The following is a 23,991-nucleotide window of genomic DNA, read 5'->3' as shown; positions in this document are numbered from 1 at the left end:
CGTCGCGCTATGAAGGGGGAGTGAGTTTTTCGCTGGAAACTGCACATTACCGAAGCAGCGAAGCGGGACAACCCAGAATAGGCAACGCAATCACGGTGAACAGACCCCGCCGCGAATTCGCTAGAACCGCTGGATTTAACGGGTGCCTACTGGCCGGTACGCCAGATAATGCACGCTCATATTCTTCCTGTTGCCGCATCAGTTGTCACTCGTCGATCGCCGCCGCCGTGATCGTGCTTCGCCAGCGTCTTGGCGATCGATCTCGCTATGCCTGAACTCACATACACACGGCCAACTGCTTCGGGCAGCCACCTTCCAGTCTGGCAATTTATTCGAAATCCTAAATAATATGTTGACCCTTCCAGAAAGAGCGCCCTCGTGTGCCGCCACATGATCTGTTTCAGGATTCGTTCTCGCTAGCTTCGGCGAGAACGATCCTCCCTTTGGCGCGAACGGCCCCTTCGATTCAGGCAACCCCCCGGAGGCAAAACGCGGTGCATCTCGCGATGAAGGGATGGCTCTACCGAATTCACGGTCCCGCGCAATCACACTCGAGTATTTGCGCCGAGGTACGAACAGACAATTCATCCATATCGCAGCTTTTGGCGGCGAAGCAGATCCAAGCAGTTAAGACCTAGGGGGTTCGTTACAGGTCACGACGGTCAACTGATTGAGATTTGGCGACTTCACGCCAAGATCTGCCTTGGAAATGGAAAGAAGACGCCGGTCGGGTAACTCCATGTGCATTGCGTAACCGATGTTGTCGGACATTTTCGAGAGCAGTACCTTGTCGCCGTGTGGGACGTGTGGACAATCATGGAGTCCGGTGAAGTCGACATCGTAGGCTGCGTGAACAGCGATGGCATCGGCGGCGACTGTATCGGAAATTCTGGACGACACAGCCGCGACGAGCACGAAGGCCACTACCATCCCAAGCGACACACCGCGGAACCACCAGTCAGTCCGATCCTTGGCGCCTGGAGTGCGCCGGAACGCACATGCGTAAGCGACCGTTATCGCGGCAACGGAGCCGAGCGATGCGATGCAAACTGCCGCTTCGAGGGCATAGAGGTATTTGGTGCCGGTTGCGATCGCTTGCGTGAGTTGCGAAACGTCAAAGGCGAAATACTTGTGAAGTCGCGCAACGGTTTGATTGCTGGCGTCCTGGTACAGCCACGCCGAACCTCCCAGAAGCAATACGCCGGTCACCGGTAGACTGACGGATGCACGAAGTGGCCTGATCTGTAGCAGCGTACTGGTAGCGGCGGCGAGAGTCGATGCGCCCGCCATGATTATCATGTTCAGGTTCGACCAGAAGCGGTCTTGGGTGAAGTATGCGTTCCATGCCAGGAACGTGGAAAAGAGAAGACTTAGAGCATTCGCGACGTAGTACGCAGCAGGGTGGTCGACGTGATGTGAAGCATCGTTTGCGCGTGATTTCCACCACGTTCCTGTTTCGCGAGCATTGTTCGTATGCGCGTCCGAGCTTGTTGTTGATTCGGGTTGTGCGTTCAGTGAAGAGCCCTCAGGAGTGGCACGGCGGCGCACAGCATTGGGACTGCGTGTCGCTGATTTCGTTTTTTTCTGCGCGCTCACAGCGTTTCCTTATGGATATAGTTTCGCGCGTAGTTCGAATGGTCATAGCCCCGGTAGACCACATCACCGCTGGCGCACGCTTCTGCGAGGATGTCCTCAAAGGTCCGGTCGCGATCATCGACGATTACAACGTAACTGGACGAATCAGCCAACAGCAGCCGGACGCCCTCCAGCACATCCGAGTAATTTCCATTAGTACGCGGGCGGCCAATCGTCCAGATTCGGATTTTCTCAAACGACAGAAGGCCGTGTAGATTGATTGACCGCACGCGGCATTTGAGTGCCTGCATGTCCAGATGAGCATCGAGCTGCGATCCAGGACGGACAACCGCGCCATCGTGTCGCGGCTCTTCGTCCCACATTTCAAGGTTGATGAACATTTCGGCTTCCTTGTACAAAAGAACAGTAAAAAGTAGGAGTGGCATAGCAGCGGCGAAAAGACTCGCCGGGCGCGACGCGGTCAGCCACCACTGCTTCTGGATAGAGACGCGGGCGCGGTCAGCCGTTCGACGACCGAGCGCGCAGATCCCTCCCTATAGATCGGCAAAAATACCGATATGTGTAGAGCCAGAGCGAAATAATTAGCGATCGATTGTCTACTCCAGGCTTGAATCCCAAGTGGAGTCAGTGAGAAACCACATTGGTTGCGCATACATCTAATGCGATCGGGAGGTGGTACGGCTTCTACGGGGACGGCTGGCATTCTGTCCGTAACACTCTTTGCCATGACGCGCGGTTGTCCGATAGCAATGAGCGGCAAAGCAGGAGAGCGGGTGTAGACCGCAATCAATGCGTCGAAGTCAGTTGTGCGGTAAAGCGCGGCAACGCGCGCCTCCGCTTATTTTCTATTTGACGTGATGGGTACTTTGGGCGCACCAAGGATACCGATCCGTATGGCTATGAGAGATTTTTGGGCTTCGTGAAGAAGCTCCAGTTTTTTGATCAGGTGCCATCGCTCTCCGGAGGGAAGAGCTTCTGGTTCTTTCATCCGCTAGCCTTCATTCGCCATTTCAGAAAATGCGACTGGCTTTCAGCTGACGAAATTGCGCAGTGCGTCCCGCGCGCGATGCTATCGCTTTCAGGTACCCATTTTGTGTCCTCGTCCCATCCATGGCAAGACGCGATGCGTCAGGGGAAAGCTTGGGAGGTCGAGTTCAACACGGCAATTCGTAAGTATGGAATTGATGCGACTAAAGCAAGAGCGACTCATTTTTTGGCCCAGCTCATGGAAGAGTCGGGGTGGTTCAAGGCGGTCCGTGAATTTGAAGGCGAGCACAGGTCATATAACCCGTACTATGGTCGTGGTTTGATACAGCTTACGAAAGAGCCCAATTACTCAAAGTATGGTGAGTTCAGGAAGTTCCCCGACGATCCGGCGGTTCCGGCGAAGTTCGCGCATCTGAAATGGAATCCGGACGTGTTGCTGGCAGATACCAATACAGTATTCAATCGACACAATTGTGCGGATAGCGCGGGGTTATACTGGACGTGCAGGGAGATGACAGCCATCGGGACTAATACGCTTAAGACAACAGATCAGGGTGGAATTAAGATCGAGACGGCGGTTCAGGCATCTCGCTCTACCAACGGCAATGTGCCAAACCAGAATATCAATGGACTTGAGCATCGTCTACAATCATTTGTGTACATTCGATACATTCTTCTCGATTTGATCGAGCTTGGTGCGTCAGAGCCGCTTGAATTTGTGTGGCGTAGAAATACGGCACTCGAAACAGTTCTTAATCCGGATGGTACCCCTGTGATTGACCCGCACACACATCATCCGAAGAAAAAGTACTTCCCAACGACCCACAACATTCAAGTTTCACTGGAGAAGCAGCGACCATGAAGAGATTCGTTTTACTCACCGTTCTTTCTTTGATTGCTGAATTTTCACATGCGTGCGGAACGGATGTTCAACATGACGCGATGGCGAAAGCACTCTATAGGGATGCGGAAATGCAGGCATTCGTTTGTGGAAAGGATAGTTGTCCTCTTCAGGAATTTGACAGTGGACTTAGATTTGATGAATATAGCGAATCATTTCATGGTAAGAAAATCTCAGTTTGTCTCGTCGAGCCGAATCTGAGTGCTACCAATTCGTATACAGGGGTTTTCGCGAGCACGGGGAAAGATTTTTCTCTTCAATTCGTATCGTACGGGACCGGAGTCAAGGTAGGTGTCAACAAAATAGGAACCCCGATGATATCGGAGTACAGCGTTAGCGATCCAGGTAGCGAAGACTATTCTGTGAATGAATATCTCTGGTCTGGGAAAGGTTTTCTGTTTACGAAAACCAAGAAAATTGGCGGCTAATTTAGATTTTTATCGTTGTTGGATTTGTCCAGTTGATGGGTGGGTGAGGTCCCGAAATGAGCAAGGCGATAGTGTGTCACGGAGATAAGACCACCACGGGTGGTGAGGTCATAGCTGCGAGTTCGAGCATGCTCGACGGTGACCGTCGCATCGCACTTGATCAGGATATGGCGACATGCGGAAATTGTTCTGGAGAACATCCGATCCAGGGAAGTGGTTTAGATGTGCATTCTTGACGGAGACCTGGTGAGGTGTCCATGTGGAAAGAATCACGTGGCAGCCAGTCCAAACGCCGGATGTATAGCGCATTGAAGTATGCGGAGCAGAGCGGTGTATCTCGCGCTACCGCGACTCCATTAGCAAGGAGCACAGCACGGCGTATCCGCAGGCGTTGTGCGAACTGAAGGACGGTATTGCCATTTTTCGCCGCGATGAAAGCGAAATCTGGCGATGCAATGCAGCGTATGCGGAGTTCAACGTCCCGTTGGATCGGGCAGAGCTGGCAGCGCGCCGGTCAACTTGAAAAAAGAGGCTAAAGTGACGACTGCAGGCAGATTCCCACTGGTTACGAAAACGGGGGGAGCGGGTTCTCCAAAGGATGCAGGATTGACCGCGGCACGCTTGCCGTGGACCCAGCATGTCGGACTTGACGTTGCTTCATGAGGCCGGACACCTGACAACCACACCCCGTCGCTTCCGCTCATGGATGGACGGAGACCTGGGCGCGGACCAACTGCGAATGTTCGACGTGGTCTGTAGTGCGAACTGCATCCCGACGAGCCGCCTTATCGTGGGACGCAATAAATGTGTCACCGGTGCCGGTTCGGCCGGACGCCGTTCTGAATCGCCGAAGTGACAGTTTTGCTTGCACTCCAAGCGCAATAAAAGCGTCGCTTCGGCTCGGTCCGCATTAAATCCGCGAAAAGCGGAGCTATATCGCTAACACCGGTTAGCGACAGGGCCGCGGTTCGCGGCCGTCTCGCCGCGTGCATGCCGCCGAGAGCTCTGGTAGGAAAACGTCTGGAATGCAGCGCCAAAACCACCTTTAGCATGAGAGCTCCATAACACGATTTATGTTTGAGACGATGTTAGATTCAACGGTGTGGCAGCAGCTGGAGGGAGAGGGCTTCGGGTTGTCCGCGTCGGCGGGCCGGATGGGAAAATCATCGACAAGTACAAACTGATTTATTACCGCCACCGGGAGACAAAGAAGTTGAAAATCATCCGAGAGGAGGTTCCGGTGCACGAAAGCACGCCCACGGGCACATAGGACGTATCCTCATTGGGCGACACAAGGGTGCGCCGCGTTGTTATGCGACCGCCTAGTGGATCACTAGAATCATCCCGTCGCCGCGCGTCGGCTAGCTCCCAAAAGACCCATGTCCCCTCCCAAGTCCGCCCTGACGCTGGTATCCGAACCCCAGTCCGAACTGAAACAGCTGCGCGCCGAACTCGGCCACGTGAACGACCTGCTGGCAGACGCCCGCGCGCGCGAAGTCGCGGCGGCGCTGGCGCGATTCCGCGAGGAAGTCGAGCTGCTCGGCATCACTGAACAGGAAGTCCGCCGCGCGCTTGGTTACGACCGGCCCCGGCTGCTGCCCGCGAAATACTACGATCCCGTGACCGGCAGCAAGTGGTCGGGCAAGGGCAAACGCCCGCGCTGGCTTGTAGGCAAGCGCTTGGAGGACTACGCGATCGACGCGCCGCAACCGCAGGCCTGGTGGCCCGGCGAAGAATGAGGCGGCCTAGTCTGCATTGGCCGGGGTCGTGCACCCGTCGCCCCTTCATATAGCGAGGTAATTCGCCTGATGGCTGACCGCTTCGAACTCGTCGCGATTGCCCTGCCGTGCGCCAGCGCGCCCGAGTCGCTGGCCCCGGACGTCGCGAACTTCATTGCCATGTGCTGGAGCGGGATGAGCCGCGCCCAGCTGCTCGAACGTGGCCGACGCATCGGGCTGCATGTCTCGCTACGCAGGCTGCCCGATCGCGCGGTCGGCGGCGTGCAGCGTTACGCGTTGCGGCTGGCCTCGAAGGATGGGGTGACGCGTGAGGAGGTCGGCGTCGAGCTGGTGGCACACGTGCGGCGGATTGTGCGCCGTCACGGCGCACGTCGGGCGAAGGTCTCGTTGCCGCCGGTCAGGGACACAAGGCAGGGCGGCCTTTTCTAGCTCGGAGACGCAGACTTAATCGACGGACACGGTGCAGCCGTCATCGCGCCGCTGCGCCATCTCGGCCACGACGACCCTAGCGTAGCGCAGCGCTTCTGCTTCCGAAGCGAATTCGATATCGATGGACGCTCGCAGCTCGACGGGCGCTGGCCCCGAACGGTCGATGTGCAGGATAGCCATAGTCCAGCCACCCCGTGCCGTCTCGGCGAGGGTGACGCGGAACTCATGGTCATTCACGAAAAGGGAGTCGCCGTCCATACCGTGCTCCGCTGCATCGACGACCTGGCAGCCGCCGAAACCAGACAGGATGAAGTGACAACGCTGATTGCCTTGCGCCGGGCCATATCTTGACCGTCGCCGCGCGCAATGCATTTTTGCCGTCGCGCCCGGTCAGCCAGTGCGCTGCCGGTAACCCGGATAGCCCGCCCCCCCAGTGCCTGCAAACAGCGCGCTTTCGGCCCGTGCACCCGTCCGGTCAACCGCCTGAAGGCGCCAGTGCCAGGCCGTCTTCGAGCGGGGATCCTGCGCCATGGACGCGATGCCGTCGGCGCCGCTGACTTCGCCATGACGGCTGACCTGCAGATTGTTGAGTACACACAGCGGCTCGCTCGACCCAGCCCCGGTCAGAATGGTTCGCGAGCCGGACGTTGCCATTTCGCCCCATTCCGGCAGGTCGACGCCAGAATGCGCTTCCCGGGACCATCGTTGTTCATCCGTGTCGAGCCACAGCACGGCGTAATCATGGTTGACGGTCGGGTCGGGGCCATTGATCAGGATGGTGAGGCGCATGATGTCCGGAAAAGATGCGTGAAGAATCCCAGTTTAGGGCGATTGAAAGAAAGATCCACGTCTTTTCATATCGTGCAGACTTCCGGGATGCGTTGGGTCTGGCATTCCAGAGGCCGGATATTCCGGTTCGCAGGGCAATCTCCGCGCGGGGCGCCGGGACTGGAGACAGTCCTGTCTGCGATCCCGCAATCACTTTGCTGGAGTGGCCGCGCGATGCGTGTCACCGCCGTGCCAGACGGGCTCGTTGCGATAATTGTTGTCGATCCAGTTGCGGGTCCACTCAAGCGCGCGCAACTGGGCATCGTCCAGTGTCGGGCGATCTCCGAGATCCGAAAAAATGAAACGCTCGCCATCGACGAGGCGCTCAACCACTGCGCTGGCCCGGAAAAGTCTTCCGACGAGGATGGGCGCGGCGTCGATTGACCAGCCGCGATAGTGAGCGAACCGTTCCATATGATATCTGCCTGCCGCCCGGTCTCTTCCTCTTCGCCTGCCTCCTGTCCATTCCGGTGTGGTCAGCCGGATGCCGGGAACGGAAGATGAGCTGGATGCGGCGATCAAGGCTGCCGATGAAGCGCTGTACTACGCGAAAGCGGGCGGTCGCAACTGGGTGTCGCAGTATGAGCCACCATGAAGGCCTTAGGCAGGTACGGACTCTTAACGCAACGTCGCTTCGAGCATTCCCGCGAGCGCACAAAACACCATTACCGCGAGAGACAGCATTTTCCGACGGATGCTCCCGCGTGGGAGAATGAACAGGCGTCGTTCTGCCATTTTGTGCAGACGGCCCATATGGCGAGGCGAGAAGCCGCCATACAACGCACGCTACTCACTCTGGAGAGATGATGAAGGATGGCATTCTGGAGCGTGATGGCAATTTCGCCAGCGATCTAAAGCGCCTTCGCACACAGCACGCGATGACTGAGCAGGATCTCGCTGCTAAACTTGGCTGCACCGCCCGAAACATCCGCGATTACGAGGCAGGCGTTCGCCGACCTCATCCGATGACCGTAGACCAGATCAATCACGCGCTCCTTGGGCGGGATCGTTTTGGCGAGGACGCACCAGCTACACGCGCTCGCAAAACGGCGGCGCTGGTCTGCCTGAAGGATCTTTCCGATGACGTACTTGTGGCTGAGTTGCGTCGCCGCTGGCACGGCGGGAATTGAGTGACGAGGTCGAGGGAAATGCCAGGCATGATTGCCTGAACCAGCAGAAAAAATCCGCAGAGGCGAGTCTGCGGTTTCGAAGTTTCCACGTCGCGGCCTGGGATATCGCACGCCGCCTAGCGAGTGTAGGCCAGACAAGGACTATCCCTAAACGTCAATGCCTGCGCAGCGCTCCAGCACGGCTAACGGTGATGGCCGCTTGCTAAACTACCGTGCGAACATCCACTACCTTGGCAACCCCATGGCCCTGACACCACTCGCCGCGACACTCGTTTCCTCCGCAAAGAGCGCCGCGGTCAGCAAAGTTCAAGCGTTCGTCAAACAGAAGGTGATCGAGCGGTGGTCGCGGTACCGCGCGGAAAGGTTTTTCGAATCATTCCTTGACGAGGTCGCGAAGCAGGCTGATGACCGCTATCAGTCAGCATCACTGGATGACTTGCTTGACAGGCTGGATGCAGAAGATGAGTCCACCTCAACCCTTTTTGACGCTTACCGCCGCGTCTGTCTGTCCGCGTCGCGAGACGTGGGCCCGCGCATAATCGGTCTACTTACAGCGGTGGTTGTGCTGGAAAACCGGTCAGCCACCGGCGGCGAGGAGCGGATGTTCCAGGCTGCGGAACTACTCACCGATGCGGACTTCGCGGAGCTTGTTGAGTACACTCGAGCCAAGCAGGAGAAACTGTCCACGGAGCAGGGTGAGCAGTTTGCGCAGCACGGCTACGTCAGCTACGTCGTCGATGAGCGTGTGGACGAGGTTAAGACGACCCAGGGCCACTTTGCATCGGTTTCGCCGCCGAACCTCGGTGAGGTGTTGGGTATCTGGGGTCTTCGGCTCAATGCACTGTGTCTGATCTATGAAGATCGGCGTGAGCGGTTCCGGATCGAGAATGCAGACTCGGAGCGCTATCGCGATGAGGACATGCATGTCCGGACGATCACAGATTACGTGGTCACTACTCGCGAATATCACCGCCTCGTTGCACTTGCCGAGCGGGCAATTGCATCGTTGTAGCCCGCTACTCACGCAGGCTTGGACTTGTCGAGCGAAATGGATGGTAACGCGCAGGAGGTGCTCCGCGCGCTGGCTCGAGTGCGATGGGAAGTGGCAAGGCAGCCTCGCTGCACTATGACTCCTAGGGAAATCCGGAGGACGCGCAGTTCGATCCCGGGCAGTCGTCAGCCGCGTTGTCATAATCATTGAAAGGCTGGCCGCCGGCAGGAAATCTGCTCGCACACCGCACATTCCCCAAAAGAAATCCATGACACCCCACGGCAAATTCTGGTTGCATGTCCCACTTGAAACAACACCCGGCATGCAGTTGAGCGCGCCTCCGGACCGGCGCCTGATAGTGCTGGGCCTCTGCGCCCAGCTGCTTGAGCGCGAGCCGTATATGTCATTCCTGTCGTCGAGCGTTTTGGTGATCAAGCAGTGGCTCCTGTTTGATCCTCTTCTCGAATCCGACGCGCAAATTTTGCTAGGAGAGCTTCGCCAGCGGCTTCCCGTCGTCTCGATGAACGATGGTGCGAACTTCCGAATTCCAGACGGTGAACCCGCAGTGGCGTCAAACTCCGCCTATGACGGCTCGGTTCCTACACTGATCCCGGCTCATCTGAAGCCGGCCCCAGTGTGGGACGAACGCGCCGGTTCATGCTGCTGGGAAGCCAAAGATGTCTTGGAACTCGCGCTCGCGGACTGCTCCCCGGTAACCGATGACCGGTTACTCGGCGCGCTGGAGTTGTACGTCACATCGCAGTATGATTTTCTGCCTCGCTCGCTTTTTTTGGCAAAACTGACCATCCTTGATGGCTTGGCCATTCGAACAAAGCGCAATTCTGAGGTCGCTAGTTGGATCGACGAGAAACGCAAGGAAGCGGAAGTTTTTGGAGACTCCGCGTTGTCGAATGCGCTGCTCGGCCTGAAATTCGAGTCACACGGGGTGGCCATCCGGGCTCTTGTTCGGCACGCGGTTCTATCACTTGGAGGGAGTGAGGCCGAAGCCACACGGCAGGCGCGAGCGGCCGGCCGTTTATACAAGACCCGATCTGATTTGGCGCACGAAAGCTCCCCAGTCAAACTCGACCAGGAGCTGGGCCTCGCATCGCAACTCACGCGCCTTGTGCTCAACGCCGCAGTCAGCAATCCGACAATTCTCGATGTTGACACCGGTGAAGCTGCGAGCGTCGAATGCGGGCGCCAGTTGCGCGCGCGATGGATAGCAGAAGCCGACGCGGCGATCCGGAAGGTTATGCCTGACTGCACTGCGGTTGTAAATGCGATTCGACGGCCCCTTGTCCAAGGGCAGTTCGGTGCCCTCATCGTGCAACTCGCCGATGGCTGCGAGTGGCGAATCCATCAAGGAGTAGCAGAGCTTCTTTGTGACGAGGAAGTCGAGCGCTGGGCGTCGCTCGACGAATCCTTCGGAGCACCTCTGCTCCCGTGAGTTCCGCGCAGCTGTCGGGCACGATTGGCCAACGTGGAACAATTCAGCTATGGCGCCTCCCACTTTTGGTCAAAATTTCTCGGCCTCCTGGAGAGGCGTCAAGAGTTCTGTTACTGAACTAACTCCCGTTCGGAGACTGGCTTCTAGCCCCATTTTCTGCGACGGCGTGAATGGGGCGCTGGCAGTTTCGCTGCGTGTTCACGTCAGCCCGATTGTTCCGAGGTGTGTTTCTAGCCAGTGGTGATTTATCTGTTCAGAAATCTCGATATGACGTCGGCGAAGGCGCGTGCCTGCCCTTCGTACTGATCGCAGAGGTGGGCGAAAATTTGCTCCTTCGTCACGACCCGCCGACGGATGAGTGCTTTACCTATGCTTCGGCATCAAGAGATATATCGATCTCGTCAATGACAATGAGTTTTCGTCCGGAAATAATGTTCCGATAACGTGCTCTTTGTGGCAACGGGAGCTTGCGAAATAAAGGCTTCATTGTCGCGCAACGCAACGGAGGCTCTCATGTCAGAGGAACATCGGCCCGATGTGATTTTGGCGTCGTCGGGAACTTACAAGGTCGTGCACGCATGCTGATGCGGGATATTCGTTTGGCGTGACGCTGTCGACGGGCAGTGTCAAGGGAGCGCACGACAAGCTGTGCCGCGCTGCCACCTATTTGCAAAGGCACAGCGAACTTAGCTCCAGGAGCTGAGCGATGGCCAAGACTAGGCGCGCAGGCTCGATTGATGCTGCCGATAGCGCTGGTACGTTCGCCCAATACGATCGCAAACGCAATTTCGAAGCCACACCGGAACCTGCGGCTCGGACTAGAGCGGCAGGCCGGAGAGAGGACGCGCTTCGTTTCGTGATCCAAAAACATTGGGCCAGTCACCTGCACTACGACTTCCGCCTTGAAGCCGATGGCGTGCTGCTCTCCTGGGCGGTACCGAAGGGGCCGTGCTTCGACCCGAAGGTCAAGCGCATGGCGGTGCATGTGGAGGATCACCCTCTCGACTACGCCAACTTCGAGGGCACCATCCCAGAAAAACAGTATGGCGCGGGCACCGTCATCGTCTGGGATCAAGGCACCTGGGAACCGCAGGGCGATCCAGGCGCGAGTATGAACTCGGGAAAGCTCGTTCTCCGCCTTCATGGCGAAAAGCTCGCAGGCCTCTGGGAGCTGGTGCGGATCTCCAAACCGGGCGACCGGCAAGATCAATGGATGCTGTTCAAGAAGCGCGACGAATGGGCCAGGCCGCTTTCGGAGTACGACATGGTCAAGGCGCTGCCGGACAGCGTAGTGGCACATCCATTAGGACTGCTCGAAGAGCGTGAACGAAAGATGCCAGCATCAAAAACCACTGACCCGGTGCCAGCAGACGTTTCAGCGGCAGCGCGCGCGCCGCTTCCAGCGACGCTTGAGCCGCAGCTCGCAACACTGGCGTCGTCGTTGCCCACTGGCGGGGACTGGATTATCGAGACGAAGCTGGATGGCTACCGGCTGCTCGCGCGTGTCGAAGATGGGAGCGTGCGGCTGTTTACCCGTGGCGGCCATGACTGGGCAGCGCGTTTTCCCTCGCTCGTCGACGAACTCAAGGCGCTGGCGCTCCCGGGTGCATGGCTGGATGGCGAGATCGTCATGCTGAAGGACGGCCTGCCGAACTTTTCCGCTCTCCAGAACGCGATGGACGCCCGCACGAACCGGGACATTGTCTATTTCCTGTTCGATCTGATGTATGTCGACGGCCGCGACATGAGGAAGGTGCCGTTGTGGGCGCGCCGCGCGCGGCTCTCGGAGGTACTGGAAAACGCGGGCGAGCATCTGCGCGTGAGCCAGGCGTTCGACGCGCCCGCCGCGGCGGTGTTCGAGGCCGCCGCCAGTCTCGGACTCGAAGGGCTGATGCTCAAGCGACGCGATGCCCCGTATGAAGCAGGACGCACACAGTCCTGGCTGAAGGCCAAGGCGCGTCTGCGTCAGGAACTCGTCGTCTGCGGTTTCACGGCTCGCGGCAACAGGGACGGCGAGATCGGCAGCCTCCTGCTGGGTTACTACGGCGACGCTGGGAAGCTGCATGACGCGGGCAGCGTCGGCACCGGCTGGGATTCGCGCACCGCGCGCGACATGTGGGATCGCCTCGCGCCGCTGGAAACCCAGTCGTCGCCCTTCGACGTCACCGCGGCGAAGTCACGCCGCTGGTCGCGTCGCGCCACAGGCGCACAGCGGTGGGTCGAGTCCCGGCTGGTTGCCGAAGTGGAGTTCGCCGAGTGGACAGCGGACGGCGTTGTGCGCCAGGCCTCGTTCAAGGGACTGCGCCTCGACAAACCGGCGACGGCGGTTGTGCGGGAGGGCGGCAAGACGAGCGCGCCGGTATTGCCGCCTGCGTTGAAGATCACCCATCCGGAGCGGGTCGTCGATGCAACGGCGGCGATCACCAAGGCCGATCTCGTTCACTACTACGCGAGCGTAGCCGAGCGCATCCTGCCGCACTTAAAGGACAGGCCCGTGGCGCTGGTGCGCGCGCCATCGGGGATCAGCGGCGAACTGTTTTTCCAGAAGCACGCCGAGCGAACCGGCATGCCGGGCGTGACGGTGCACGACCGCCGTTTGTGGCTGGATCATCCTGCGCTGCTGTCGATCGATACGACCGAAGCGCTGCTGTCGGCGGCCCAGATGAACACCGTCGAATTTCATACCTGGAATTCGACGGTCGCACGCATCGAGCGCCCCGACAGGGTGATTTTCGACCTCGACCCGGGCGAGGGCGTGAAGTGGGCACATGTGCAGGAAGCGGCGCTGCTGGTGCAGACGCTGCTCGGCGAGCTTGAACTGAAAGCGTGGCTGAAGACGAGCGGCGGCAAGGGCCTGCATATTGTCGTGCCGCTCGCAACGCGTCTGGGGTACGGCATGGTGAAAGAATTTTCTCAGGCGTTCGTCCGGCATCTCGCCAAGACGATCCCGCAACGCTTCTCGGCGACGTCCGGGCCATCGAACCGGATCGGCAAGGTCTACGTCGACTATCTGCGCAACGGAATCGGCCAGACGACGGCGGCTGCGTTTTCGGCAAGGGCGAGGGCGGGCATGGGTGTGTCGATGCCAGTATCGTGGGATCAGCTTTTTGAGCTGAAAGGCGGTGCCCATTGGAATGTGCAGACGGCGCGCGAGTACCTGAGCTTTCAGCCGACGGATCCGTGGGCCGATTACTGGTCGACGGCCCAGACGCTGGCAGTGGCAACGAAGCGTCTGAAATAGCGCGCCGCTTCTGATCGGCAGCCCCGATACAGCATACCGTGTGCACCAGCGGGACAGTTTGTCAGCGGCGGCGGTTTCTGGCGCTACGACGCAAAGCTGGCGAAGCCATAAGAAGCTCGTTGCGATCTGAGTCGGCGTTGGAGGGTGGGACTGGCTCGACAGGTTGGGCTTGATCGACAGGTTGGTCTTTTTCGGCTTGATCTGGTGGAAAGTGAGTATTTGTGCTTTCAAATTTCTTATATTTCCAACTAAACCCGTCTCGTCCTGTAGGTACAAAACTTTTAAACCAATCCATCCAGTTGCTTGCGGAGGGCATCCACCATCCCTTAATGGTATTCGGCCAGTTAGCAAGTCCCAATTTTGAAACTAAATAATGACTATGACTAACGCAGTTTTGGTAGTGTGTTTGCGTGAAAGGAAGATTTGGCCAAAAGGCATGGTAGGTGGTATCTGTGCTATTGAGTTCTACCTCAAGCTCTCGATACTTATCAATGAATGCTTGATTTACACCGATATAGTAGACATAAGTTGTTGCGTTCCCAGTGGAGCGCGCCCACACCGATTTTTCAATAGATTTTGTTTCGAATTCCCAACTCTTGGCACTGATACCAGTTGTCGTGAGCTGATCTTCTTCTCTTTCAACCTTAACCCTGCCAATTTTTTTAATTACTTTAACTTTTTTAACAAAAAGGAACGTCGTAGCATGTCCATCTTGAGCGACTTTTATTAGCGTTTTCCGCCAGGAGCTAAGCTCGAAAGGCCTGAATCCTTTTCCTACGCCACTCCACGTGAGTATCGAGTAACATATTCCAAAAACTCCGGCTGCACCGGAGTCAATGTCCAGATTTGTGATTAAGTGTTTTCCGTTGTGGTTTGTCATCCTATTATTCCCTCTGTGCCCGTTGTCGGTGAGGCCCCACATTATTCCAGTCAACAAAAAAAAGCGATTGCATGTACTTGTTTCGCAACAAAAGAAGTGTCAGCTACCTGAGTCCTCGCGCTGGACCTCTTGACAAACAATTTGGACGTGTTACACGTTTGTGCTGGTCAGAGACCGTTGAACCTCGACACCGGAAGTTGGCGGACGCTGGCGAATAACCGTGCAGCGCCGCTTCCAAGCGGGAGCCCGTCGGCACAGGCCGGCGGTCAGCCGCGGTGTGACAAATTTAATGTCGCAACAGTGACATTTTTAATGCGGTCTACGTTTGGCGAAGAGAATGGCGCCAAGATCGCTCACATCCCATTTCCCCGCGGTGTTTTTCGCTACGAGGCCTTCCGCCTGCAGTCGTTGAATGATTTGCGACCGGTTTTCAGGGAGCGGAATCTCTGCCAGATCGAAGTAGGCTGGGTCATCGAGCAGAGTGACAATTTCTTCCTCAGACACATCGCCAGCCGCGATCAGTGCTTCGAAGAGCGTCTCGTCGAAGATCTGCCATAGCGCACGCTCTTTCTCGGGAAATTCCTTGAGCTTCTTGCGATAGGAGGCAACGCGTATGAACTCGTTGTTCTGAAACTGAACTGGATGCCGGTAAGCACGCCCGATTTCGAGCAACACGACGTGCAGGCCGTCAATGTCGACCTCGATGAACTGGAATGGAAGCTTCGGATGCGTGCGCCGGAGCAACCAGTTCTCGAGCTCTTCGTTACCTACCTTCGCCGATCTCGGCTCGAACGACGTGCCGACGATTTCATGGCTGTCGTCAGCGACGCCCTAAACAAGATAACAGTGAGGCTTGTCGCAGAGCGCTGCCGCATTCGACAACGCGGAGATGTACTGCCGATCGCTTCCGGGCGTTCATTATTTCGCTTGAACTCAAGTCATTCCGTCTCGGACGGAAGCCGAGCGAGTTCGCGGACAAGACTGATGAGGCGGTCCGGATGGTATTGGATCATCGGAGGTGGGGCTAGTGTTTGCCCCATAATTTTATCAAGTGCAAGCCTGGATCGACATCATCGATTTTCGGTGAGGGTCGAAAAAAGGAATGTGACTGCGGACGTGCACGGGTTTCTGCTAGGTTCCCGACAGGTTGTCGCCCTGATCTGATCAAACTTCTTTGAAGACTGGGCGTGATATCGACAATGTGGTCGATGTGTTGACCTCTTCTACGTACGCGTGAAAAATTGGGCAATCACTGTGTCGTTGAGGGGCGTATTCATCGAGCGCGCGGTACTCATAGCCGTTGCCCAAAAGAAAAAGCCGCCGAGCCTGTTGGGGAGACTCAGCGGCCTGGAATCACAGGGTGCGTCGCTGGCACTCTGTGAATCTGCAACAGAACAGGAACAGATTCAAAAGTAGCAGACGGACTCGAGTCCGTCCATGTTCTGAAACCTCCGAAAACGACCCGCACCAGAGGCGTCCCGCAACAGCGGGACGTGGGCTCTCTTATGCCGTTGCCGTCGTCAGATCAGCTGCCTGCACAGCATTTTCGGTGGGCGAAGACGCGATCGCCGTGTCCTGCACCTGGGCATTCGCCGCGGTGGCTTTTTTCGCCGGAGCCTTGCGGGCAGCCTTCGCTTTCTTCGCCGGGGTGACCTTTCGGGTCGCGCTCACCTTCTTCGCTGCCGTCGCTTCTTTCGCGATGCTTACCGACTTAGCCGGCGCGGCCTTTTTTGCAGTGGTCGCCGTTTTGGCCGGAGCAGTCTTTTGCTCTTCGGCGGCCTTCGTGGCACGTGTCGCCTTCTTTGCAGGCGTGGCCTGTTTGGCAGGCGTTGCTTTCTTCGCTGCTGCGCCCTTCTTCGCAATAGCAGGCTTCTTCGTGGTCGGGGCGTCGACAGTCTTGCTATCAGCCTCTGCGATCAGGAAGCGCGTGCGGTCTTTCGCATTCGCAATCCAGGCCGGAGCGCGGCCGCGACCGCTCCAGGTCGCGCCAGACTTCGGGTCGCGATAGAGCGCCGGTTGCGGACCGCGCTTGTAGTTTCCAACACGCTTCGCTTCCGCTTTAACAGGGGCAGCGACCTGGGCGGCACCTTCAACCAGGAATTTGCTTCGATCCTTCGCGCTGGCAATCCACTGCGGCGCACGGCCATGGCCCGACCAGGTCGCGCCGCTCTTCGGATCTCGGTACTTCACAACCGGTGCGGTGCCGGCGGCCTTTGCAGCTTTGCGGCCGCGACGCTTGCCGACGTGAGCATCGACATCGGCAACGCTGATACCGTGCTTGTCCATCAGATCACGGATCTTGTTCAAGACGACCGTCGATTTGCTGACGACAAGAGCTTCTGCCTGAGCCTGAAGCTTCGCAATCTTTGCCTGAATGGAATCGAGCGTGGCCATTGTTTTGGTTTCCCTGAAGTTGGTTTGACGAACTATGCCATAACGCGCATTTGAATTGTTGAAGTGCGGTCATCTGCGGTTTGAAATGATCAAACTATGGATTTCCCGCTGTTTCCATCCTCGTAATCCGATACTTGGCAATGGTTAGAAAAGCTATCGGTTCATGGCTGGCTTTCGAAGGGCAGGTCTTTCACGCATTGGCAGTGAGATCCGCTGAACGCGAAAAGGTTGGTCAACCTTCATAAATTGTGATTATGAGTTTCGCTGCCATCACACGTTGATGGACCCTGCATCGCGCTCGAACCGTGCAGGAAAAAGTGCATGCCGGTCGCGGCCGGGCTTATCGATTTAACCGTCATTGTGACGCTTGCATTTCACTGGCAGGAGCGGCGGAAGTTGTCCCGCTCGCGTTGGCAACGACGTCGCAAAACGCGGACGTCACAGCAATCGTGAATCGTCACTTTGTCTAGCGAGAGATCGCATCACCCCGAAGACCGCCGGTTTGACCCAGCAAGGTTGCCGGCTCGTCGCGCCTGGACACGGCGGTGTAGGCAGTCGCCAACAAGAAATGCATCTAACTGCCTATAGCGTGCTCACTGCGCTGGCGCCTGGCGGCGGCATCCGTAGATAAGGTTGCGCAAGATTGTGACCCCATCTAAATTGACGTTACTTCCCAGGGTCGCTTGTCCGAGAAACGTGTACAAATTTCGGAGGGAGGCGGGGCATTGCCAGATGTCGGCTATCCAGCGTGGTGCCGGCATGCTTATGGGATGTGCGCGGCGTGTACACCGAGTGATTCTTCTCACGCGTTTGCAGGTGACGTGGCGAAAATACGCTACTGCTGGGAGGCGAGCGGAGCATTGCGTCGAGCCGATCGTCGTCTGTATGATCTGCCCGCGAGTAACCGGCTGTCTGGAAATCGCGCGGCGCCGGGTTTTACGTTGGTGTCGAGCGGACATCTATCGTCGCCTGCCGAACGAAAATGGCAACCCTTGGATTCGCGTTGTTTGATGGATGTGCCAGGAGAACCTGATTATGCGAAGCGTAGAAAATGGATAACGAAACCGGAGAGAGAATCGGTGCAGTAGCCGGTAAGCTCGTACAAGAGATTATCGAGCTCGGACTCACCTGGGAAGAGGCCGTGGCCGCATTTGGCCTGGCCGCCAGAGCGACTGCGCAGGCGGCCGCGAGTGCTGGGGCAGATGCCGGTGAAGATTGTGTTTCGATAGCGCGCCAACAGTTGATGGAGGCGTTTGAATTCGATGTTCGGGTCATCGTCACGACGAACCAGTTTGATGATGCCGAAGAGGAGGGGGGCGACAATCCCCTGCTCGCGACTGCGCTACGCCGGCACGGTAGCAAGCTGCACTGAGCTGGAACCGGCTCGGTGAGCTAGCGTGTCTCCGGACCGATGTAGGGTGACGTAAGTCGCTGTACGCCGAAGTCGATCGCGGATGAAGCGATTGCACGAGCCCGGGCGCGTCAGTAGCGGGCTGGGTGCGGCAACCACCAGCATTTGCAGACGATTCAAGCTCCCGCGATTCTTGATCGATAACTGAGTTGTCGACGGTTGGCTGTGACGCGGCGGCACCAAAGGAAAGCGCAGCGCGTCGTGAACCTTCGTAATCAGCAGGTCGTGGGCGAATCATAACGCAGCCGAAAGGGAGAAGTCAGGCTTGAATATCTACGCAGGAGCACTGGCGGTGCTGGGCTGGCTGGCGCAACGTGAAAGTGCGTCAGTTGCTGAGATTACTGCCGCGGGATTGATGAGTTCACGCGAAGCCTCGGACGTCATCCGCTACGCTCTGCGCAATGGTGCGGTCGCAAAGGCAAACGGTGAGGCTCAGCGAGGTTCTGTGCGCTACCGGTCAACGGGCATTCCACTGCCGGAGCCTCGCTCCTCGACTGTCGAGGCTTCGTTTGATTGTCTGTTGAGTGCGTGGGGCATCGCTCAGGAGCCGCCGCAGCTTCTCGTACTGGATGCGCGGGTCTACCCGACTCTGGATACACGGCCGGAAAACTGAGCAACCTGGCTTTCGCGCTGCCTGTCGACAGTGGGGCGCCTGCTATTGTTGGCAAGTCTGCATGCGCCAGCCCCCTAAGCCCGGCACGTACCTGCGCTCACGTTGGCTTCCGTGACGAGCCTGAAAGGACTGGCGTTCTGGGCTAGCTGCCAAGGAGGTGTGTCTTACCGACCGAACCGACCTGGCTGGCTCGTTTGAGCGCGGAAACGAGCGCCGTTGTCGAGTATGACAAAATGTCGCGGTATATCGCGGATAAATGTGACATTTTGCCAAGGCAATGAAGCTGGCCGATCTTGCTTATGTGCGAGTTCGTCTTGGCTGGACCCAGGTTTCGTCCGCTGAATATTCCAGATTCGACCGGCGGACAGTTGAACGGTGGATCAGCCGCTCCAAAGTTGATGATCTGTTTCGCGTGCTCACGCAGCAATTTGGCTCTACGAAGACGCGGTATCGGGGATTGGCGAAAAACACCGCACAGATCATGACGTTTTTTGTGCGGGGCAACCATCTGCCTGACGCACTAGGCGCCAGGCAGAGTGCGAAACACCTGGCGGATCGGGTTGTGAGTCTCGGAAAACGGAGGTCGTCATGGTGCCGAGGCCGGACGACCAACCTCTGGGCATAGCTTGTGACCGTTATGCTCAACCTCGAAAAAGATTGGCGCTCTAAAAACGTATCGTGCAGACTATCCCGAGCTTGATCAAAAGGCAGACTCGCGATGATTCGTACGGATTATCTCAACTGGCGTAGTAAGTCAGAATAGGCGACGTAGCCGTGTGCAACGCGTTCCGACATATTAAGACGCGCAGCGATTTCCGGAAGTTTAATGTCAGGATGTTCCGCTCGCATTTCGCAGACTCGATGTAGCATTTCCGGAAGCAACGCTTCGTCGCTTACATTACTGACGCCGGTGTCCTCCGGGAACGCCTCCTCCAGCCATGTCAGGAAGCCCGTCGCCTTTGAGCTGCCGATAGCTTGTAGCAGCGTGCGCAGGCCAGCCAATGTGATCATGGCTTCATCCCCACCTTCTTGTGGCGTATCCCAAATTTCCTCGTCTATTCCAATTGATTCCGCGAACGGTCGCAGCCCAATCATGCTCACGGCGCGACTGACGTCTCTAAGACGGATTGCGACAAGCGACGCGTCTCTTGACGAAGAGGTGAGCACCTCCTTGCCTTCATAGTTGAGTCTTTGAACTGGCATCTTTTTTAATCAATCACACTGCTAAACAAAAGGCAGACGGGCACGAACGTCCCAGTGTAAATTCTGGCCAAATTCCCGGATCTGGATCAAGGGCGCTTGTTGATTTCCCGGCAACTTACCATGCTATCGTAATCTGGCAGCCATATCGATGTTCCTGACCGTGCCACTCCGATGGATGTCGTTGAGCTCTGGCGAATCAACCGGTGGCTGTGGGCTCCGAGAGCCGCGAGCACCTCCACGAATAAAGCGAGAGGCCTTGACATGTGCAACGCTGAGAGAGCGAGTCTGGCTGTAGGCCGTGACGAGTGGCGCGGCGAATGCCACGTGAAGTGAGTCTGGAGATTGTTCCGAACTTGGATTACTGGCGGCACCGTTGACGGGCCACAATCTCATCGAGGTTTTTGAACAGTTTTGCGAAATCCTGTTGGAATTTCATTTTCTTTCTTTTCTTTGTCTAACATTCCGGTTTATGGAAACCAGTATGCCAAGGAGCTGCATGCCGGATCCGGGTCTACTGTCACGCCCCGTTAGGCTAATAGCGAAGCGAACGCGAACATCGTCGCGTCTATAATGAAGATCTTCAGGAAACCAACGCTCGCATGGAGCCCTACCTTATGAATCAAGCCCGCGGGCGATATGCGGGATCCCGCGACAGCGGCCAACGCCATCCTCGCCACGAAAAAAAGCCTCAGCCCAATCGACAGAAACCGCCGTATGTGAAGGCTCCTGCCCAGGAGCCCACCCAGATGGCTTCCATTTTCAAGACACGAGCTTTTCAGTTTCTCGTCGATGCAGTGGGCGCAGAAAACATCGCAATCGCGCTTGAGTCCAGCATGTCGCGCGTAGGCGAACTGTTGAAGGGCGAGAGGTTCACACCCGAGACAGCCTTTCATATGGAAACTACACTCGGGTTGCCGCAAGGTTTTTTTGACCAGCCCAATCCTGGGCTCACAGCCGAGACCATCGCTCGGCTCAAATCACCACTCGACTTTATTCAAACAGACGACCAACCCGACGCGGAGCACGAAGCATTCAGGCTGGCTTCCGCTCTGGCCGTCGACCAGCAACCATCTCTTAAAGACAGTTTGTCCGAGGAAGCGCAAATGCCCAGAAAAACAACTGGCGGTAGCCCCAAGGCCGTCAAGACGAGTCTGGGCGAAGCAGCCGGACAGCTGAAGGCACAGATGCCGAAAAAAGGCCCGCGTTCGAAAAATGGCGCGGCCCCTGAAGCGACCCTGCAGCAATCGCTGGCACTAAACGACGGCGCTGACATAGAGAACGTCCGACGCGCCAACCTTCACGTTCTCACGAGTCGCAACGGATCGAAAGCAAGACTTGGTGTCGTTATGGAATTGAGTGGGTCCAACATGGCCCACCGACTGCATGGCAAAAAACGCCTGGACACTGTCGAAGCGAACCGGTTCACGGAGCGGCTGGGTTTGCCAAATGGCTGGCTGGACACCCCCCGCTCCGAAGAGGAAATTCCGGAGTCGGTGTCGCGTATGCTTGCGCCTGCGTCGCGCGCACGCGCATCCGCTCAACAGCACGAATCGTTTGCGTCCGTAACACAGGATGACGTACCGACGAAGACCGCCGTCGCAAAGTCGCGTGCGCGACGCACACCGGTGGTCGAGCCAGAAAATCCCCCAGTTGTTCAGGCGGATGTCGCAGCAGCGAAAGAGGCGATCGCTACCGACCTGCAAGATCACGTAAACGACTCCCAAGAAAACTCGTTCGATCACATACTTGAAGACAGTGGTGACGGTGCGCCGGCGCCGGTAGCCACACCGGCGAGCCTACAGTCGTTTGCAGCCTCGGCAGTACCACCGCTAAACCAGGCGGCGCTCCCCGTCGCTTTGGTAACGAGCCTGGACAATCTTCACGGTATCGCGCCGATAGCGGAAGCATTGATCAAGACGCTGGCCGGCAAGGCACGCACCGGTCGCCTCGACGAACTGAAAGCATTGGAACTTCTGCAGCAGGCGATTCGGCTATGAGTCGGTGAGCGGCGAGATCGTCTGGCGAGAGCGAAACGCCAGGCGTTCCGGTGTCTGCGTAATACGCGACGCCGCATGCGTTCCATAGGCTCCCGTGCGCCCGGAGCGGCGTCGCAGCGCGGTATAACTTATGGACTTCGTATTGATAGCGAACACGATGTTGATCGCGCGACCCCGCGTGCGGATTCGTCGGCGGCTCTTGAACGAGCACGGCATGACCGCTGAATAACGCGGAGCGCGTCACCGATATGACGATGATTCCCGATCCAATCAGGGTGATACGACTCAAAGCGCAGGATCTATGCTCGTCGACTTTGAAGTCCTTGGCGAGAATACAATTCCCGCTTAACCCTCAATGACATATTGATTTTTTTCTGATTTGGATTCCATAATTTCCAGGCAATGTTCAATGATGGTGATTGTGCGATTCATTTCCTGCGTAACTCGCCAACTGAGGAAGGCGAGGATGTAGAAGGCGGGGACCAGAAAGACGAGCACCCTGAATAAAGTCTGCGAATGCTGCCAGATCGAAAAACCAACGCTGAAAAACGCGGCTAAGGCCGGAAAGAATCCAATCTTATCGAGTGCTCCCGAAATCAGAGCCATCCGCTTTTCGAAGGAGTCCCTCTCGTGCCGGTACTGCATTAGATAAACCGAAACTGCTTCATGACGAAACTGAAGCAACTTCAACATCTCGGGGAGATCGAGTAGCGTCGATGCCTCGATATTCCGATGCAGCGTCGAGAAAGGGTCCTTTCTCAGCTTATTGAAAAATGGTACGGCACCACCGACCATTATCAAATAGCTCACTATCGCCCAGATAACAACCAAAACAGCTGCTGTCAGTGCTGCATCTTGTAGCCACTCGCGTTCCCATAACCAGCTACCCAGAAGAAGCCCAAGGACTGCCAGCAGAATCGCAATCGAATGGCTAGCCAATATTCTTTCAGCGTTATCGAACCATCTTTCGGCCCTAGACTTGCCGTGCGGGCCGAGCTTTCGCGTAGTCAAAGCGACTACGATCTTGTGGATCCCCTCAATCTCTTGCTTGGTCACATCCAAGGTTGCACCTTTCCTGTTATTGAGCATCGAGAAGTCCGCAATATGCGTGTAGAAGAACCCTTCGTCGACGCCTGACTTTATCCACCATCACTTTTGATTTGTTCGCGCGCGATTCCCGTACCGCATGCTCACATTATCATCTATATTGGATCGGTCAAATCGTTAATGAGCAAATAAACGGAATTGAACCCGCGAGCAAAGCAGTTGATACATAAAAAAGGGCGGCGAGCAGGCCTCTGACTGAAGTCACAACCTGACGATGGCAGTGATTACGCTGGTTGTTTAGTCAGTCGGTGAAATATGTTTTCTTATTCAATAATCTTCGCCTCGTTGAGCTGTTGCCTGGAAAATTCAATTGCGGCTTTTTGGGCTTCTGCATTACGCAATTGAAGACGAAGCGTCTCCTTTGATTTTGTGAAGTCAGGAACCTCGGTTGAACGCTTGGCATCCAGTCTTGCGATGACATAGACGTTTCCAATGTGGAGTGGTTGTGGTGTTACAGCGCCCGACGGAAGTTGTGCAATAGCCTGCGCAAGCGCGAGAGGCAGGCCCTGTGTATGTCCATCGGTGGCCGGAAGTTTGTAGCTTACCCACGGCAGTGAACCTCCCGCAGTTTTGCTAGGTGCAATGCTGTATTGTCGGGCGAGGTCCGCAAACGGTTGCCCAGTCTTTAGTGCAGCGAGAACTTTCTTTGCAGAGTCCTCATCGTTT

23 protein-coding genes and 1 pseudogene are annotated in these 23,991 nt (G+C 56.9%); 13 read left to right on the top strand and 11 right to left on the bottom strand.

Going from position 1 to position 23,991, the window contains the following annotated elements; translation table 11 throughout:
- Positions 1 to 627 precede the first annotated feature (627 nt).
- Both U5A67_RS34360 and U5A67_RS34355 read right to left on the bottom strand, forming a co-directional pair.
- Positions 628 to 1,596: a hypothetical protein gene (locus U5A67_RS34360; RefSeq protein WP_321817813.1), complete on the bottom strand. Its 969-nt coding sequence runs from the start codon at positions 1,594 to 1,596 to the stop codon at positions 628 to 630.
- The gene (locus U5A67_RS34355) at positions 1,593 to 1,976 is read right to left on the bottom strand and encodes a hypothetical protein (RefSeq protein WP_321817812.1); all 384 of its coding nucleotides are present in this window, start codon (positions 1,974 to 1,976) and stop codon (positions 1,593 to 1,595) included. The genes U5A67_RS34360 and U5A67_RS34355 overlap by 4 nt, the downstream gene beginning before the upstream one ends.
- Positions 1,977 to 2,515: 539 nt before the next feature.
- Here U5A67_RS34355 and U5A67_RS34350 point away from each other — a divergent pair.
- The 5 genes from U5A67_RS34350 to U5A67_RS34330 all read left to right on the top strand — a co-directional run bounded on the left by U5A67_RS34350 (position 2,516) and on the right by U5A67_RS34330 (position 6,080).
- On the top strand, positions 2,516 to 3,445 hold the full coding sequence (locus U5A67_RS34350) for a hypothetical protein (protein WP_321817811.1): 930 nt from the start codon (positions 2,516 to 2,518) through the stop codon (positions 3,443 to 3,445).
- Positions 3,442 to 3,912, top strand: coding sequence for a hypothetical protein (locus U5A67_RS34345; RefSeq protein WP_321817810.1), 471 nt, complete (start codon positions 3,442 to 3,444; stop codon positions 3,910 to 3,912). Before U5A67_RS34350 ends, U5A67_RS34345 begins: the two co-directional genes overlap by 4 nt.
- Before the next feature lie 56 nt (positions 3,913 to 3,968).
- On the top strand, positions 3,969 to 4,148 hold the full coding sequence (locus tag U5A67_RS34340) for a PAAR domain-containing protein (protein ID WP_321817809.1): 180 nt from the start codon (positions 3,969 to 3,971) through the stop codon (positions 4,146 to 4,148).
- A gap of 1,143 nt (positions 4,149 to 5,291) precedes the next feature.
- A complete protein-coding gene (locus U5A67_RS34335) occupies positions 5,292 to 5,651 on the top strand; it encodes an H-NS histone family protein (RefSeq protein ID WP_321817808.1) in 360 nt (119 codons plus the stop codon).
- 69 nt (positions 5,652 to 5,720) lie between these two features.
- A complete protein-coding gene (locus tag U5A67_RS34330; RefSeq protein ID WP_321817807.1) occupies positions 5,721 to 6,080 on the top strand; it encodes a hypothetical protein in 360 nt (119 codons plus the stop codon).
- Between the two features lie 15 nt (positions 6,081 to 6,095).
- On the opposite strand, the gene U5A67_RS34325 is transcribed toward U5A67_RS34330, so the two are convergent.
- The 3 genes from U5A67_RS34325 to U5A67_RS34315 all read right to left on the bottom strand — a co-directional run bounded on the left by U5A67_RS34325 (position 6,096) and on the right by U5A67_RS34315 (position 7,322).
- Positions 6,096 to 6,338, bottom strand: coding sequence for a hypothetical protein (locus U5A67_RS34325; protein WP_321817806.1), 243 nt, complete (start codon positions 6,336 to 6,338; stop codon positions 6,096 to 6,098).
- 132 nt (positions 6,339 to 6,470) lie between these two features.
- On the bottom strand, positions 6,471 to 6,869 hold the full coding sequence (locus U5A67_RS34320) for a DUF3564 family protein (protein ID WP_321817805.1): 399 nt from the start codon (positions 6,867 to 6,869) through the stop codon (positions 6,471 to 6,473).
- Positions 6,870 to 7,058: 189 nt separating this feature from the next.
- On the bottom strand, positions 7,059 to 7,322 hold the full coding sequence (locus U5A67_RS34315; RefSeq protein WP_321817804.1) for a hypothetical protein: 264 nt from the start codon (positions 7,320 to 7,322) through the stop codon (positions 7,059 to 7,061).
- Positions 7,323 to 7,711: 389 nt separating this feature from the next.
- Here U5A67_RS34315 and U5A67_RS34310 point away from each other — a divergent pair, with 389 nt between their 5' ends.
- The 4 genes from U5A67_RS34310 to ligD all read left to right on the top strand — a co-directional run bounded on the left by U5A67_RS34310 (position 7,712) and on the right by ligD (position 13,720).
- Positions 7,712 to 8,038, top strand: a complete 327-nt coding sequence (locus U5A67_RS34310) for a helix-turn-helix transcriptional regulator (protein WP_321959786.1) — start codon at positions 7,712 to 7,714, stop codon at positions 8,036 to 8,038.
- A 241-nt stretch (positions 8,039 to 8,279) separates the two neighbouring features.
- Positions 8,280 to 9,050 carry a hypothetical protein gene (locus tag U5A67_RS34305; protein ID WP_321817802.1) on the top strand — a complete coding sequence of 257 codons (771 nt, stop codon included), beginning with the start codon at positions 8,280 to 8,282 and terminating at the stop codon, positions 9,048 to 9,050.
- Between the two features lie 247 nt (positions 9,051 to 9,297).
- A complete protein-coding gene (locus U5A67_RS34300; protein WP_321817801.1) occupies positions 9,298 to 10,479 on the top strand; it encodes a hypothetical protein in 1,182 nt (393 codons plus the stop codon).
- Positions 10,480 to 11,185: 706 nt separating this feature from the next.
- Complete coding sequence (ligD, locus tag U5A67_RS34295) at positions 11,186 to 13,720, top strand: DNA ligase D (protein WP_321817800.1); 2,535 nt, start codon at positions 11,186 to 11,188, stop codon at positions 13,718 to 13,720.
- 61 nt (positions 13,721 to 13,781) lie between these two features.
- Here ligD and U5A67_RS34290 read toward each other — a convergent pair whose 3' ends face one another.
- The 3 genes from U5A67_RS34290 to U5A67_RS34280 all read right to left on the bottom strand — a co-directional run bounded on the left by U5A67_RS34290 (position 13,782) and on the right by U5A67_RS34280 (position 16,994).
- Complete coding sequence (locus U5A67_RS34290) at positions 13,782 to 14,600, bottom strand: hypothetical protein (protein ID WP_321817799.1); 819 nt, start codon at positions 14,598 to 14,600, stop codon at positions 13,782 to 13,784.
- 309 nt (positions 14,601 to 14,909) lie between these two features.
- Positions 14,910 to 15,407, bottom strand: coding sequence for an RNA-binding domain-containing protein (locus U5A67_RS34285; protein WP_321817927.1), 498 nt, complete (start codon positions 15,405 to 15,407; stop codon positions 14,910 to 14,912).
- Between the two features lie 696 nt (positions 15,408 to 16,103).
- Positions 16,104 to 16,994, bottom strand: a complete 891-nt coding sequence (locus tag U5A67_RS34280) for an H-NS family nucleoid-associated regulatory protein (protein ID WP_321817798.1) — start codon at positions 16,992 to 16,994, stop codon at positions 16,104 to 16,106.
- 1,051 nt (positions 16,995 to 18,045) lie between these two features.
- On the opposite strand from U5A67_RS34280, the gene U5A67_RS34275 reads away from it, so the two are divergent.
- The 3 genes and pseudogenes from U5A67_RS34275 to U5A67_RS34265 form a co-directional block, all read left to right on the top strand.
- Positions 18,046 to 18,366, top strand: a complete 321-nt coding sequence (locus tag U5A67_RS34275; protein WP_321817797.1) for a hypothetical protein — start codon at positions 18,046 to 18,048, stop codon at positions 18,364 to 18,366.
- 304 nt (positions 18,367 to 18,670) lie between these two features.
- Positions 18,671 to 19,018, top strand: a complete 348-nt coding sequence (locus tag U5A67_RS34270; RefSeq protein ID WP_321817796.1) for a hypothetical protein — start codon at positions 18,671 to 18,673, stop codon at positions 19,016 to 19,018.
- A gap of 385 nt (positions 19,019 to 19,403) precedes the next feature.
- A pseudogene (locus U5A67_RS34265) lies at positions 19,404 to 19,643 on the top strand (hypothetical protein); the annotation flags it as partial.
- 107 nt (positions 19,644 to 19,750) lie between these two features.
- Here the strand turns inward: U5A67_RS34265 and U5A67_RS34260 are convergent.
- Entirely contained in the window at positions 19,751 to 20,221 is a 471-nt protein-coding gene (locus U5A67_RS34260) for a hypothetical protein (protein WP_321817795.1), read from the bottom strand.
- A 614-nt stretch (positions 20,222 to 20,835) separates the two neighbouring features.
- On the opposite strand from U5A67_RS34260, the gene U5A67_RS34255 reads away from it, so the two are divergent.
- Positions 20,836 to 22,218: a hypothetical protein gene (locus tag U5A67_RS34255; RefSeq protein WP_321959785.1), complete on the top strand. Its 1,383-nt coding sequence runs from the start codon at positions 20,836 to 20,838 to the stop codon at positions 22,216 to 22,218.
- A 345-nt stretch (positions 22,219 to 22,563) separates the two neighbouring features.
- Here the strand turns inward: U5A67_RS34255 and U5A67_RS34250 are convergent, their stop codons facing one another.
- Together U5A67_RS34250 and U5A67_RS34245 are read right to left on the bottom strand one after the other, a co-directional pair.
- Positions 22,564 to 23,280 carry a hypothetical protein gene (locus tag U5A67_RS34250; protein WP_321818817.1) on the bottom strand — a complete coding sequence of 239 codons (717 nt, stop codon included), beginning with the start codon at positions 23,278 to 23,280 and terminating at the stop codon, positions 22,564 to 22,566.
- Positions 23,281 to 23,588: 308 nt separating this feature from the next.
- A partial coding sequence (locus tag U5A67_RS34245) for a peptidylprolyl isomerase (RefSeq protein ID WP_321818816.1) occupies positions 23,589 to 23,991 on the bottom strand: 403 nt, incomplete at its 5' end.

The sequence above is a fragment of the Paraburkholderia sp. J69-1 genome (assembly GCF_905220255.1).
GTDB lineage: Bacteria > Pseudomonadota > Gammaproteobacteria > Burkholderiales > Burkholderiaceae > Paraburkholderia.
The sequence above is the reverse complement of the archived record's forward strand: the minus strand, read 5'-3'. Positions and strand labels throughout refer to the sequence as shown.